This window comes from Streptomyces flavochromogenes (assembly GCF_000717595.1).
Classification (GTDB): Bacteria; Actinomycetota; Actinomycetes; order Streptomycetales; family Streptomycetaceae; genus Streptomyces; species Streptomyces flavochromogenes.
Genome location: NZ_JNZO01000062.1, coordinates 1 through 12,483 on the forward strand (window position 1 = coordinate 1; position 12,483 = coordinate 12,483).

The window sequence follows — 12,483 nt, forward strand, 5'->3', positions numbered from 1 at the left end:
GAGCGGGGGCGGGTCCGGCGGGAGCGGGGGCTGGTCCGGCGGGGAGCGGGCCGGGGGGACGGACGTCCGGCCCCACTCCGGGCCCCGGCCCCGCCCGGAGTGCGCCGACCCCGGGGGCGGCGCACCCTGGAGGGGTTCGTTCCGCCGGGCCGCGGCCCGCCGCCCGATGGTGGCCGCGGCCGGTCACGACCGGCAGGAGACAGGCCGGAGACGGCCTGGCCCGGCCCGGCCGGAGCAAGGCACAGGCACGGGGAGCCCGTACCGGCTCCGAGCGGCACCGCAGGAAGGCGTCCATGGCAGAGAACGACACCCATCCGGCCGACCCCGGAGGCGGGGAACAGCCCCTGGAGGCGGATCGGCTGCGTGACCTGCTCCTCGCCCCCGGCTATCTCAAGGCCCTCGTCTTCTCCGCCCTCATCGGCGTACCGGTCTCGCTCGTCGCGTTCTGGTTCCTGGTGGGACTGCACGAACTGGAACACCTCGTGTGGGCCGAGCTGCCGCACGGCCTGGGCTGGGACACCCCGCCGTGGTGGTGGCCGCTCCTCATGCTCCCGGTCGCGGGAGTCGTCGTCGGGCTGATCGCCCGTCGTCTGCCCGGAGGCGGCGGGCATGTGCCCGCGTCCGGCCTCCACGCCGGCGCGACCTCACCGGTCATGCTGCCCGGCGTCCTGCTCGCCGCGGCCGCGAGCCTGCCGCTCGGTGCCGTACTGGGACCGGAGGCACCCCTGATCGCCCTGGGTGGCGGCCTCGCCCTGCTCTTCCGCGACCTCGTGCGCGTACCGGCGACCCCGAAGAGCACCGCCCTCCTGGGCGCGGCGGGCGCCGCGGCAGCCATCGCGGCGATCTTCGGCAACCCGCTGGTCGCCGCGGTGCTCCTGATGGAGGTGGTGGGGGCCGGTGGACCGCAGCTGTTCGCGGTCATGCTGCCCGCCCTGCTCTCCAGCGGCGTCGGGGCCCTGGTCTTCACCGGAATCGGTCACTGGACCGGGCTGGAGACGGGGTCCCTGAGCCTCCGTCTGCCCATGCCGTTCCCCCGTCTGGACGTGGGGGACGTGCTCTGGACGATTCCCTTCGCCCTCGCGGTCGCCGTCCTGCTGCATCCGGCCCTGGCGGCCGCCCGGAGGGTCGCCGCCTTCGTCACCACGGCGGTGGTGGGCCGCACGACGCTGTGCGCCGCCGCGGCGGCGGCCTGCGCGGCGCTCTACGCCCTGGTCACCGGCCGCTCCCCGGCGGAGGTCGCCCTGTCGGGCCAGGCGACCCTGGGGCAGATGGCCACCGACCCGCACGCCTGGGGGGTGGGCGCGCTGGTGGCCGTCCTGCTCTTCAAGGGGACGGCCTACGTCCTCTGCCTGGGCAGTCTGCGCGGCGGCCTCGTCTTCCCCGCGCTCTTCCTGGGGGCCGCCGCCGGGGTCCTGCTGGCCCCGCTGCCCGGCCTCGGTCTCGTACCGGCCATGGCGGCGGGCATGGCGGCCGCCGCGGCCGCCACCCTGCGGCTGCCGGTCAGCAGCGTGGTCCTCGTGTCCCTGCTGCTGGGCGGCACCGCGATGATTCCGGTGGTGATCATCGCGGTGGTGATCGCCTTCGTCACGACGGAGCTGCTGCCGAAGCACGCGCCGACCGGGTGACCGGGGTGTGCCGGACACCACACCGGCGCGGAACGGGACGGGGCATGGGGCATGGGGCATCAGGGTGACGTCGGCGTGTCGCTACGACATCCGGGGGCGTGGCCGGTGGCCATTCACCGTGCCGCCAGAGCGTCGAGCCTGCCCAACAGACCGCTACGGACTCTCGCCCGACGGATTCCCCTTCCAACGCACGGAACGCGGCCAACTCGTCGAGCGCCCCGAGACCCGCGCGGCATGAGCCACCTCGGCCGATCCGCAGAACGCGAGTGGCTCTCAGGCATCCCTGCACCGTATGTGCAGATGACCGTCGAGAGGGAAGGAGGGCAGCGCCGCGGGCAGAAGGCTGTCGAACTCGTACCGGCTCTTCTGCGCAACCCGGCACGAAGCGGAGTTGTCCACCTGATGCAGGAGTTCCAGACGCTTCAGCCAGCCGGCCCCGAGCGTGTCGAAGGCCCAGCCGGTGAGAGCCTCCAGAGCGCGAGGCGCCACACCCCGTCCGCGAGCATGCGCCGCGGTCCAGTAGCCCACCTCAGCCGAGGGTTCGCCGGAGGCGACTTCCTTGAGGACCACATTGCCGACCAACTGCCCATGGGTTGAATCGGGTTGCGCTTCAAGGACCGCGAAGCCGAACCGGTCGCCCACCGCCCATCCTCGCTGCTGGGCCCGCACCCACCGCACTGCGTCGGCGTCGTTCTCCACCGAAGAGCTTGTCCAGTGGCGCAAGGCTGGATCCCGGCATGCCTCGACCAGCGCGGGAACGTCCCGCATGCACCAGGGACGAATGACGAGGGCGGGAGCGGACGGCGCGGCATCCGCACGCAGTACGGCGGTGCCGGACACCGGCCGATCGTACGCGTCGACGTCTGGCCCCGGCACAGACGGTTCCGGGCGCACTACCGCTGCGTCCGAACACGCAGGGCCTCGACGGACCAGTCGAGCACTCGCGCCAGGCTCTCCGGAGCAGGCCAGCTGTTGATCACTGCGAGTAGCTGGAAGTACCGGTCCCTGCGCGGGTCGTTCACACTCTCCAGCCGGAGCAGCAGCCGACGGCGAAGCTCGGCGTCGTCAGGGCGGCCGCAGATGTGCGCGTAGTGATCCGCAAGCGCCGCGACGATCGGATCGGCCTGATGGGAGGCCGGGTCGATGCCCGCCGCCAGGGCCGGGGCGACCAGGTCACGGACAGCTGCGGCGAAGTCGCGGCGCGGGCCCGTGGTGTCGCCCTGTGCTCGTTCGGCCGCCAGATCCTCGGCCATTCGTCGCACGCCGGCACGGAAGTCCGGGTCCAGGGCCAGTTCGGCCCACTCCACCCATGCTCGGGCCTGCTCCGCCTCGGGAGTATCCGGCAGTTCGGGGGTCATCGAGCGCATGACCCCTGCGAATGCTGGGTCGGCACCGAGACCGTCGAAGACAGTGTCGAGGAAATCACCGATGAGATCTCGGCGTTCGTCCTCGGAAAGCTGGGCAAGCTGGTGCATGAGATCGGTCTCCTCGGGAGTGAGCCCACGCTCGGCCACGACTGTCAGCACCGCGTGCCGCAGACGCAGGATGCGAATCTGCACCGCGAGTGCCTCGGCATGCGCCGCGGCGACCTCAGGGAGCGAGAGCTCCCGATCGACGATCTTGCGGATCGTGGGAAGGTCTAGCCCCAGAGTCCGCAGGGTCCGCACGAGGTCCAAGCGCGCGACGGCGTCGATGCTGTACAAGCGGTAGCCGGCCGGGCTGCGGTCCGTCGGCGTCACGATTCCGCGATCGGAGTAGAACCGAATGGTCTTGATCGTGAGACCGGTCCGCCGAGCCAGCTCGCCGATCGAGTAAAGCGTGTCGCCGTCCATGCCCATACCTTCGTGTCTCCCCCTACGGGAGACTCAAGCCCCCCCGCCTGCCGACGGCCAGCCCCCTCCTACACAGGTCTTGACCATTCCTCACGGCTGCGTGGCCGGCTTCGCTCTCCTCCGGACCGTCGGGATCGTAGGGTGACGGAGCCGGATAGGCGATGAAGGGGACCTCTGGGGCTCCCGTCGCGGTCAGGTTCCTAGCATGTGCACATGGTTGCCCGTGACACCCAGCAGTCCGACCCGGGAGGGGAAACAGTGTCCCGAGAGGACGCCGCATCCCGCAGTGCCGGCCTTCCCTCGGAACCACCGCGTGCCGAGGCAGCCGACGGCTCCCTTCCGGTGGCCGATCTGGTCGAGCGGGCAGCCGATCTGGTAGACCCCATCAAGCCGAAACTACGTGGCTGGCTTCACGCCGGCATGGTCCCCGCGTCGCTGGCGGCGGGCATCGTCCTCATCTGCCTGGCTGGGACGCCACAGGCCGTGCGGGCCTGCACCGTGTACTCCGTGACGGCGTGGCTGCTGTTCGGGACGAGCGCCGTCTACCACCTCGGCACCTGGGGACCGCTCGGTGAGGCCGTTCTGCGCCGCCTCGACCACGCCAATATCTTCCTGATCATCGCCGGCACGTGTACGCCACTCGCCGTGCTCCTGCTCTCCCGGGACCAGTGGACCCTCCTGCTTTGGATCGTATGGACGGGCGCGCTGGTCGGCATCGCCTTCCGTGTCCTGTGGGTCGGAGCTCCCCGCTGGCTGTACACCCCCTGCTACCTGGCTCTGGGGTGGGCGCCTGTGCGCTACCTGCCCGACTTCCTGCACAGCGGCGGGGCGGCCGTGGTCTGTCTGATCGTGACCGGTGGGCTTCTGTACAGCGCGGGCGCGGTCGTCTACGCCCTCCAGCGCCCCAACCCCTCACCCCGCTGGTTCGGCTTCCACGAGGTCTTCCACGCGCTGACAGTGGCAGCCTTCACCGCCCACTACATCGCCATCCTTCTCGCCGCTCACTGAGCGGACGAGGTGCGGGCCGTCTCACCCACTCGTCGGCCCTCGGAAGGACCGCAACGCGAGGGCCGGCGGTCCACTCCCACGGAACGTGGTGGGCCGGGCCCCACCGTCAGAACGCGGTGGGCCTACGTCGGCGCGAACGCAGTATCGAGCGCACCAGCAGGTACATCACGGCGGCGACGAGAACCAGCACTCCGGTGGAGACCAGGTACAGCATTCCGTCCACGACGGCTCCGATGACGATCAGTGTGATGGCGCTGCTGAGCAGAATCAGGAAGAGGACCATGGGGCTACGCCTCCCTGGGGCGGGACGGCTTGTGAAGACTCGAACAGGGGCGGGTGGGATTCCGTCGCTGGATACGGCGCAGCACTCTCAGTCGACCCGATGGGCGCGGTGACGGACTTCCCGGAGGCTGACCTCCGACGGGAGACGGTCGAGGCCCGTCGAGTCCCGTGCACGTGTGAGCGTGTCCCGATCGAGTCGGTCCAGGATCCGTTCCGGTTCCGCGTGAGGCTCCAGCCACAGCCGCACTTGCGCGACCGGGGCGGTACGCCGACCCCTCAGACGCACCCGTGCCCGCGCGACTCCGTCCAAGGCTTGCGCCTCCTTCTCCATCACGTCCTCCAGGGCGCGGCCGTCGAGCCGGGCCGCCGTGCCGTCCTGGCTGTCGACGAGGACATGGTGCAGCCGGTCCTTGCGCAGGAGCACCCAGAGCCACCACAGCAGCAGCACGAGCGCCACGGCGAGCACCGCGATGACGGTCGGCCACCACCAGCCCTCCGCCCGCCATCGAAGGCGTCCCTCGTCGCCCAGGACGACATCGGCCGGGCCGCGGAAGGGCCACCAGCCCGGCACGTCGAAACCCCATCGGCGCTGCAGGTCCAGACCGCCCAGTAGCACGGCGCCGCCCAGGGCGAACAGTCCGAGGCCGAGCAGTCCCAGCAGCGCCCGGTTCACTGTCTTGATCATCGGGATCAGCGTCAGCCTTTCTTCGGGCGTCGGACGTGGACGGTCAGCGTGGGTCGCCGGGCGAGGCCCAGGGTCGCCACGGCTTCGCCCAGCGCGGCATCGAGGTCGGCGCGGACCTCGTCGAGATCGCGGAAATGCGCCTGCGCCCGGGCTCTGATCTTCCGGCGCCCGACATCGACCCGAGCGGACTCGACACCGGACACCCGTACGGCCCGGTCACGCAGGATCAGGGCGACCGCCCGGCGGTCGAGACCGGCGCGGACCTCGCCCGTTCCTCGGGTGCCGGTGGGCTGGCGCATGGGAAGCAGTCTGCGCAGTCCCGGTGTCACCGCCAGCACGACGAGACACAGGCCGAGGGCCATCGAGACCGCGGCCCCGACGATCATCCAGACGTCGTCCAGCGGCCTTGTGGCCAACTCGTCCGCGAGCCGGCGTCGCCAGCCCATTCCGGGCCGACCCGCCCGCACCGAGACCACGTCGTACAGGAGCAGCCCGACGGCCGCGAGGGACAGCAGAGCCACGATGACCGCAGGGACCCTCCGCGCGGACCAGAAACGACGCGGCGATTCGACCTGTTCCCGCTCTGCCGGTGTCGCGTCGGTGTCCTGGTCCGATGCGGAGGAAGCCGTCTTCGCAGGCTCCGGGGGAAGGTCGCTGTCGCCAGGCCGCCCCGTGTGGGCGCTCATCTCACCCTCTCCCGTCCTGTCCGCCGCGAGTGGGCCGAATGCAGCCTCTCGACGGCCACCACGAGGTCGGAAACCTCCACACCGGCCCATGCCGTGACTCGGTCGGTCACCTCTCGGCGCACCGCCGCGCACTGCGCCCCGATGTCCGACGGATAGCCCAGCTCCACGGCGATGCTCAACCGCACCCGGCCCAACATCGGTCGGCTCCCGGCAGGACCGCCTGCCTTCTCCGAGCTGCTCCTCTCGGGTGCCCCTCGCACCACCGCCGTCACGTGCGGTGTGCGGTGGCCAGGAGGCACGTGGCCGGTCGGCTCGGAGAAACGACTCAGCGCCTCACGCGCCACCTGGGCGGCGATCTTCGCGACGACCCGGTCGGCGACCGAGGTCGCACCCCGCTCCCGGCGGGGCACGGCCGGGCGCCTTTCGGCTTCCCTGGTCACTGCCGCCAGTCTCTCCGTGCCCGGCGCTGGTCGTCATGAATACGTTGCTGATCGTCCCGGCGGCGTATGAAGTCACCGAGTTCGAGATCGCCCTCCATCACACGCCCGACCACGAGTCCGACGACGCCCAGCACCAGCACCAGCAGGAAGGCCCAGAAGTCACCGAAGTACGCGGCGAAACCCAGCGCCATTCCGGCGGCCAAACCCACCACGGATCTGCTCATCACACGCTCCTTCACCTGGTGGTCGACTCCGGCCGGCTACTGGAGCCGCTGCCGCTCCGGTTCCTCGCCCTCCTCGTCCTCCTCGTCGGGCAGCTTCACGTCGCCGACCATGATGTTGACTTCCACGACTTCCCGGCCCGCCATCCGCTCCACCGCGGAGATCACGTTCTCCCGCACCGCCCCGGCCACGTCCGTGATCGAGACGCCGTAGTCGACGACGAGCTCCAGATCGATGGCCGTCTGCACCTCTCCGACCTCGACGCTGACCCCGCGGGTGACGGACTTGCCACTACCGGCGCCGGGCATCCGCTCCCGCATGGATCCCATCGAGCGCGCGAACCCGCTGCCCAGGGCATGGACGCCGCGCACGTCCCGTGCCGCCATCCCGGCGATCTTCTCCACCACCACGTCGGCGATGGACGTCCGGCCACGAGAACCGGGTGCGCCTCCGTACTTTGCGCCGGTGTGCTCAGTCATCAGGCACTCCTCCCTCGAGAAGTCAGCCGTGCACCTCTTATCTAAATTATATTCGCTATAGACCGTTTTATCGGGTCGTCGTAAGTCGTGGGAGAAGGTGGAAGAGGTGAAGACCGAGGCGTTGATGCAGTCAGTGCGTGGCCGACTCGGCCTGGGGCGATTTCTGCCTCTCGGAGCGCCGGACGACGGCACGTGGATCACCGAACAGGCGGCCGTCGGGGCTCTCCGGCGCAAGGCCGCCGGGGTTCCCGGCGTTCGGCTGGAGAGCATGCGCATCGGGCCGGTCCCGGACGAACCCGTGCTCGAACCGGCCGTTCGCCCGCCTGGCGGCGCGCTCCCGCCAGGCCCGCTCAGGATCGAGGCGGCATTCACCGGGTCCGTGACACTGCCCGTACCCCAAGCCGCCGAACAGTTGAGGACGACCCTGCTCAAGGCCGCCGACGAAGAACTCGGCCTGAGCACTGTGGCAGTCGATCTGCGCGTCACGGATCTCCATGAGGGCACGGAGGCGGACGGAGGACCGCAGACCGCCGTGAACGTCATGACGCCCCCGTCCCGAGAAGCGCCCCCGCGAAGCCCCGCCCCCGCGACCGCAGCAGAACCCCTGCGGGGGCCGATCGGAGAGCTGGCCGACATCGCGTCGGCCGTGCCGGGCGTCGCCCGCCTCACCACCCCCCTGGGCGGCCACCCCCTCAGGGTGACGCACCAGGACGATCCGCCCGCCCGCCACATTCAGGTCCAGCTCGAGGTCGCACCCGGCCGCCACCCCCTGGAGGTCGCCCGGGCAGTCCGGGACGCCGTGACCGTCGCGGCCATGAGCGACGTCCAGGTCCCGACAACCGCTGCCGTCCTGGTCACCGGAATCGCGGCATAGCCGCATCGACACCGAAGGTCTTCAGACGGGTGTCCCCGGTTCCGCCGGCGGGGTGTGGGGCGGGTCGGGCGAGGTTGATGTTTTCCGCCTGGGGGCCCTTCCGGCCCTGGGTGACGTCGAACGTCCCGGCCTGGCCCTCCTGGAGCTCACGGAAGCCCGTGGAGTTGATCGCCGAGAAGTGGGCGAAGACGTCCGGGCCGCCACCGTCCTGGGCGATGAAGCCGAAGCCCTTCTCCGCGTCGAACCACTTCACAGTTCGTGGGAGAGGGCCCGCCGAGGTGCGGCGGGGCGCCCCCCGTCTCGGGCCGCGGTCGGCGGGTCGGCCGCTGGGGCGGCGCGGCGGTATTCGCGTTGATGCGCTGCGCTTCTTCGATCTGGTCCTCGAGGACTCTGATGCGGCAGGCAGCCTCGATGGAGACCCAGTCGCTTCCGTCCGGGCGATCCTGATGGTGCTGGGACCACGAGCGCGGTCGTTCCCCGGCCGGCCGCAGCCTGGTCCGGCGCCGACCCCTGAGAAGAGAGCCCGCGGCCGGCGCGGTACCGGTGGTTCTGGCGCCGATCAGACCCCGGGACCGGAGGACGACGCAGGCTGCAGAGAGCCGCAGGTGACGCTGGACGAGGTCACGGATACGCCGAACGGGCGGTTCGAGCGCGCCGCGTGACCTGCGTCCCAACTTTGTCCCAACAGGTGTGCTTTCCTGCCTAGGACGGGCCGCCAAGACCCTCCGTGCTCTCGTCTGACCGGTGAAGTTCCTGGTCAGAACGATTTTTCCTGGTGGGGCGGGTGGGACTCGAACCCACGGCCGACGGATTATGAGTCCGCTGCTCTAACCGGCTGAGCTACCGCCCCGAACGGTGAGGCGCGTACATGTGTGCGCGCCGTCTGCCGCAGCATAGCCGCTCATACGATCTCCTGCTCCGGAAGATCGGCTCTGCTCGACCATGAAGACCGCACCGCGCTCCGCATGGTTCCCCGAGACGCGAAAAAGGACCCCGAAGGGTCCTTTTCCGTTCCGCTCCCCCGACTGGACTCGAACCAGTAACCCTCCGGTTAACAGCCGAATGCTCTGCCAATTGAGCTACAGGGGATCGCGCTCCCCCGACTGGACTCGAACCAGTAACCTGCCGGTTAACAGCCGGCTGCTCTGCCAATTGAGCTACAGGGGATTGCTGCGTTGCACCGAACGTACCCACTCCGGATGCTCCGGGCGGGCGGTTGCTCGCTGCGACACATACATTAGCGCAAGCAGGGGGGTGCTCCGCCAATCGGTATCGCCGGGGGCACCGCCCGGGCACCGGCGATGCGTCGGAGATGCGCCGGGCATGCATCAGGGAAGCTCTCCAGGGAAGGTGGTGGCCATGCGATACAAGCTGACGTTCGTCGTAGGAATCGCCCTCGGTTACGTGGTCGGCACGCGGGCCGGACGCGAGCGCTACGAGCAGATGAAGAAGTCCGCGAAGGAGTTCGCGCAGAACCCGGCCGTGCGCAACGCCGCCGAGTCCGCCGCCCAGACCGGGCGGCAGGTCGCGGGCAAGGCCGCGCACGTCGTGGGCGACAAGGTGGGCGACCGGCTGCCGTCCTCGGTGACCGAGCGGTTCCACGCGCTGGCCGGGCGCGGCGGGGCCAACGGGAAGGTCGAGGACGACGACTGGGGCACCAGCAACACCTGAATCGCCCCGCGTGCGGCAGAATCAAGTGTCATGGGGATAGTCGCCGGACTCGACAGCTCAGCGGAGTTCACACGCATCGTCGTCTGTGACACGGACACGGGTGCCGTACTGCGGCAGGGATACGCCCCTCACCCGGGCGAACCCAAGGCCGTCGACGTCGACCCGCAGACCTGGCTGCTCTCGCTCGGGGAGGCCGCCACCGGCGGGCTCCTGGAGGGCGTGCAGGCCATCGGGGTGTCCGCGCAGCAGCACGGACTCGTCCCGCTCGACGCGCAGGGCGGCCTGGTGCGGCCCGCGCTCGTCCGCAACGACAAGCGGGCCCAGATCGCCGCCGCCGACCTCGTCGAGTCGCTCGGCGGCCGCCAGGCCTGGGCCGAGGCCGTGGGCTCCGTGCCCGGCGCCGGACAGCCGGTGGCCAAGCTGCGCTGGCTGGCCCGTACCGAGCCGGAGCACGCCAGGCGGGTCGCGATGGTCCTCCAGCCGCACGACTGGCTGGTCTGGCAACTGCTCGGCAGGCCCGCCCGGCGCACCACCGACCGCGGCGCCGCCTCCGGCACCGGCTACTGGTCGGCGCGCACCGGCACGTACCGCCCCGATCTCGTCGAGCTGGCCCTCGGCCACCAGGCGGTGCTGCCCGAGGTCCTCGGCCCGGCCGACGCGGCCGGCACCACTCCCGAGGGGCTCCTCATCTCCGCCGGCACGGGCGAGACGATGGCCGCCGCGCTGGGCCTGGGGCTCGGCCCCGGGGACGCGGTGGTCTCGCTCGGCGCCTCCGGCTCCGTGATGGCCGTCCACCACGAGGCCCTCGCCGACCCGAGCGGCATGATCACCTCGTTCGCCGACGCCACCGGCATGCACCTGCCCGTCGTCCACACCTCCAACGCGGTGCGGGCGCTGCGCGGCACCGCCGAGATGCTGGGCGTCGACTCCCTAGAGGAGCTGTCCGCGCTGGCCCTGAAGTCGACGCCGGGCGCCTCCGGGCTCGTCCTGCTGCCCTATCTGGAGGGTGAGCGGACGCCGAACCTGCCGCACACCGCGGGCACGCTCAGCGGGCTGCGGCGCGAGTCGATGAAGCCCGAGCACCTGGCACGGGCGGCGTTCGAGGGCATGCTCTGCGCGCTCACCGACGCCATGGACGTGCTGCGCGGGCGCGGTGTCGAGGTGCGCAGGGTGTTCCTGCTCGGCGCCGCGGCGGCGCTTCCGGCGGTGCAGGCGTTCGCGCCCGCGCTGTTCGGCGCGCAGGTCGTCGTCCCCCAGCCGGCCGACTACGCGGCGCTCGGCGCGGCCCGGCAGGCCGCCTGGGCCCTCGGGGTGGCGCGAGGCACGCTGTCGCCGTCCACTCCCCCGGCCTGGCAGGGCGCGGCCGCGCAGATCCTTGAGCCGGGCGAGGACCTGCCCGCGGGCCGGGCGGTGCGGCAGCAGTACGTGGCGACGCGGGACCAGCTCCACCCGGGCGCGTTCGGTTCGTGACGTCGTCCGGGGCCCGGTCGCCCGCGCCTCGGACGTGCGTTCGTAAAGACTTCCCCAGGGCTCGTCCCGCACCCCGAAAGCCAGTCGTAACGTCCCGGGTGTGCGGGCGATAGTGGAGCCGTGCTCATAAGACTTCTCCGAACCCACCTCGGGCCCTATCGAAAACCCATCGCACTGCTCGTGCTGCTGCAGTTCCTGCAGACCAGCGCGAGCCTCTACCTGCCGACCCTGAACGCGGACATCATCGACAACGGTGTCGTCGAGGGGGACACCGGATACATCCTGCGCTTCGGCGCCCTGATGATCGGCGTCTCCGTCGTCCAGGTCGTCTGCAACATCGGGGCCGTGTTCTACGGCGCCCGCACCGCGTCCGCGCTGGGCCGGGACGTGCGCGCCGCGGTCTTCGACCGGGTGCAGTCGTTCTCCGCGCGGGAGTTGGGGCACTTCGGCGCGCCGTCGCTGATCACCCGTACGACCAACGACGTGCAGCAGATCCAGATGCTGGTCCTGATGGCGTTCACCCTGATGGTCTCCGCGCCCATCATGTGCGTCGGCGGCATCGTGATGGCCCTCGGCCAGGACGTGCCGCTCTCGGGTGTGCTGCTCGCCGTGGTGCCGGTCCTCGCGGTCTCGGTCTCCCTGATCGTGCGGAGGATGCGGCCGCTCTTCCGGACGATGCAGGAGCGCCTCGACACGGTGAACCGGGTGCTGCGCGAGCAGATCACCGGCAACCGGGTGATCCGGGCGTTCGTGAAGGACGACTACGAGGAGGAGCGGTTCCGCGGCGCCAACGCGGACCTGACCGATGTCTCGATGGCGACCGGCCGGCTGATGGCGCTGATGTTCCCGGTGGTCATGACCGTGGTGAACATCTCCAGCGTGGCGGTCGTCTGGTTCGGCGCGCACCGCATCGACAGCGGCGGGATGCAGATCGGCGCGCTGACCGCGTTCCTCGCCTATCTGATGCAGATCGTGATGGCGGTCATGATGGCCACCTTCATGTTCATGATGGTGCCGCGGGCCGAGGTCTGTGCCGAGCGCATCGAGGAGGTCCTCGCGACCGAGTCCAGTGTGGTGCCGCCGGTGAACCCGGTGACCGAACTCGGCCGGCGGGGGCATCTGGAGGTCCGGAGTGCCGACTTCCGGTACCCCGGTGCGGAGGAGTCCGTCCTCAAGGACGTCGGCCTCGAAGCCCGCCCGGGTGAGACG

The 12,483-nt window shown here is 70.7% G+C and carries 14 protein-coding genes, 3 tRNA genes and 1 pseudogene; 6 read left to right on the top strand and 12 right to left on the bottom strand.

Annotated elements, in window-relative coordinates; all coding sequences use genetic code 11:
* Positions 1-293: 293 nt before the first annotated feature.
* A complete protein-coding gene (locus IF00_RS0139750; protein ID WP_037640360.1) occupies positions 294-1,625 on the top strand; it encodes a chloride channel protein in 1,332 nt (443 codons plus the stop codon).
* Between the two features lie 273 nt (positions 1,626-1,898).
* Here IF00_RS0139750 and IF00_RS0139755 read toward each other — a convergent pair whose 3' ends face one another.
* Complete coding sequence (locus IF00_RS0139755) at positions 1,899-2,465, bottom strand: GNAT family N-acetyltransferase (protein WP_030326886.1); 567 nt, start codon at positions 2,463-2,465, stop codon at positions 1,899-1,901.
* A gap of 53 nt (positions 2,466-2,518) precedes the next feature.
* On the bottom strand, positions 2,519-3,457 hold the full coding sequence (locus IF00_RS0139760) for a MerR family transcriptional regulator (RefSeq protein ID WP_030326887.1): 939 nt from the start codon (positions 3,455-3,457) through the stop codon (positions 2,519-2,521).
* 213 nt (positions 3,458-3,670) lie between these two features.
* On the opposite strand from IF00_RS0139760, the gene trhA reads away from it, so the two are divergent.
* Positions 3,671-4,465: a PAQR family membrane homeostasis protein TrhA gene (trhA, locus tag IF00_RS0139765; RefSeq protein WP_078945062.1), complete on the top strand. Its 795-nt coding sequence runs from the start codon at positions 3,671-3,673 to the stop codon at positions 4,463-4,465.
* Between the two features lie 106 nt (positions 4,466-4,571).
* On the opposite strand, the gene IF00_RS46335 is transcribed toward trhA, so the two are convergent.
* The 6 genes from IF00_RS46335 to IF00_RS0139795 all read right to left on the bottom strand — a co-directional run bounded on the left by IF00_RS46335 (position 4,572) and on the right by IF00_RS0139795 (position 7,259).
* The gene (locus tag IF00_RS46335; RefSeq protein WP_167346910.1) at positions 4,572-4,748 is read right to left on the bottom strand and encodes a hypothetical protein; all 177 of its coding nucleotides are present in this window, start codon (positions 4,746-4,748) and stop codon (positions 4,572-4,574) included.
* 87 nt (positions 4,749-4,835) lie between these two features.
* Positions 4,836-5,432, bottom strand: coding sequence for an alkaline shock response membrane anchor protein AmaP (amaP, locus tag IF00_RS0139775; protein ID WP_030326890.1), 597 nt, complete (start codon positions 5,430-5,432; stop codon positions 4,836-4,838).
* An 11-nt stretch (positions 5,433-5,443) separates the two neighbouring features.
* Positions 5,444-6,118 (bottom strand): DUF6286 domain-containing protein, encoded by a 675-nt coding sequence (locus IF00_RS0139780; protein ID WP_030326892.1) that lies wholly within the window; start codon positions 6,116-6,118, stop codon positions 5,444-5,446.
* On the bottom strand, positions 6,115-6,558 hold the full coding sequence (locus tag IF00_RS48205; RefSeq protein ID WP_030326893.1) for a hypothetical protein: 444 nt from the start codon (positions 6,556-6,558) through the stop codon (positions 6,115-6,117). The genes IF00_RS0139780 and IF00_RS48205 overlap by 4 nt, the downstream gene beginning before the upstream one ends.
* Positions 6,555-6,782 carry a hypothetical protein gene (locus IF00_RS0139790; RefSeq protein WP_030326895.1) on the bottom strand — a complete coding sequence of 76 codons (228 nt, stop codon included), beginning with the start codon at positions 6,780-6,782 and terminating at the stop codon, positions 6,555-6,557. The genes IF00_RS48205 and IF00_RS0139790 overlap by 4 nt, the downstream gene beginning before the upstream one ends.
* Before the next feature lie 36 nt (positions 6,783-6,818).
* Positions 6,819-7,259 (bottom strand): Asp23/Gls24 family envelope stress response protein, encoded by a 441-nt coding sequence (locus tag IF00_RS0139795; RefSeq protein ID WP_030326896.1) that lies wholly within the window; start codon positions 7,257-7,259, stop codon positions 6,819-6,821.
* A 106-nt stretch (positions 7,260-7,365) separates the two neighbouring features.
* Between IF00_RS0139795 and IF00_RS0139800 the strand changes: the two genes are divergently transcribed.
* Entirely contained in the window at positions 7,366-8,133 is a 768-nt protein-coding gene (locus IF00_RS0139800; protein ID WP_245234784.1) for a hypothetical protein, read from the top strand.
* Between the two features lie 67 nt (positions 8,134-8,200).
* On the opposite strand, the pseudogene IF00_RS0139805 reads toward IF00_RS0139800, so the two are convergent.
* The 4 genes and pseudogenes from IF00_RS0139805 to IF00_RS0139820 all read right to left on the bottom strand — a co-directional run.
* A pseudogene (locus IF00_RS0139805) lies at positions 8,201-8,386 on the bottom strand (cold-shock protein); the annotation flags it as partial.
* A 520-nt stretch (positions 8,387-8,906) separates the two neighbouring features.
* Positions 8,907-8,983 (bottom strand) — tRNA-Ile (locus IF00_RS0139810).
* Positions 8,984-9,149: 166 nt separating this feature from the next.
* Positions 9,150-9,222 (bottom strand) — tRNA-Asn (locus tag IF00_RS0139815).
* Positions 9,223-9,227: 5 nt separating this feature from the next.
* Positions 9,228-9,300 (bottom strand) — tRNA-Asn (locus IF00_RS0139820).
* Positions 9,301-9,492: 192 nt separating this feature from the next.
* On the opposite strand from IF00_RS0139820, the gene IF00_RS0139825 reads away from it, so the two are divergent.
* From IF00_RS0139825 to IF00_RS0139835, 3 genes are all read left to right on the top strand, one after another.
* On the top strand, positions 9,493-9,804 hold the full coding sequence (locus IF00_RS0139825) for a hypothetical protein (RefSeq protein WP_030326900.1): 312 nt from the start codon (positions 9,493-9,495) through the stop codon (positions 9,802-9,804).
* A 30-nt stretch (positions 9,805-9,834) separates the two neighbouring features.
* Entirely contained in the window at positions 9,835-11,274 is a 1,440-nt protein-coding gene (locus tag IF00_RS0139830; RefSeq protein WP_030326902.1) for an FGGY family carbohydrate kinase, read from the top strand.
* A 120-nt stretch (positions 11,275-11,394) separates the two neighbouring features.
* Positions 11,395-12,483, top strand: a 1,089-nt coding sequence (locus IF00_RS0139835) for an ABC transporter permease (protein WP_037640367.1), incomplete at its 3' end; no start/stop codon positions are given.

What these genes read in the sequence shown, in the direction of transcription:
- IF00_RS0139795 (WP_030326896.1), bottom strand. Translation starts at nt 7,259, where the DNA reads ATGACTGAGCACACCGGCGCAAAGTACGGAGGCGCACCCGGTTCTCGT.
- amaP (WP_030326890.1), bottom strand. Translation starts at nt 5,432, where the DNA reads ATGATCAAGACAGTGAACCGGGCGCTGCTGGGACTGCTCGGCCTCGGA.
- trhA (WP_078945062.1), top strand. Translation starts at nt 3,671, where the DNA reads ATGGTTGCCCGTGACACCCAGCAGTCCGACCCGGGAGGGGAAACAGTG.
- IF00_RS0139780 (WP_030326892.1), bottom strand. Translation starts at nt 6,118, where the DNA reads ATGAGCGCCCACACGGGGCGGCCTGGCGACAGCGACCTTCCCCCGGAG.
- IF00_RS0139830 (WP_030326902.1), top strand. Translation starts at nt 9,835, where the DNA reads ATGGGGATAGTCGCCGGACTCGACAGCTCAGCGGAGTTCACACGCATC.
- IF00_RS0139790 (WP_030326895.1), bottom strand. Translation starts at nt 6,782, where the DNA reads ATGAGCAGATCCGTGGTGGGTTTGGCCGCCGGAATGGCGCTGGGTTTC.
- IF00_RS0139825 (WP_030326900.1), top strand. Translation starts at nt 9,493, where the DNA reads ATGCGATACAAGCTGACGTTCGTCGTAGGAATCGCCCTCGGTTACGTG.
- IF00_RS0139750 (WP_037640360.1), top strand. Translation starts at nt 294, where the DNA reads ATGGCAGAGAACGACACCCATCCGGCCGACCCCGGAGGCGGGGAACAG.
- IF00_RS46335 (WP_167346910.1), bottom strand. Translation starts at nt 4,748, where the DNA reads ATGGTCCTCTTCCTGATTCTGCTCAGCAGCGCCATCACACTGATCGTC.
- IF00_RS0139760 (WP_030326887.1), bottom strand. Translation starts at nt 3,457, where the DNA reads ATGGACGGCGACACGCTTTACTCGATCGGCGAGCTGGCTCGGCGGACC.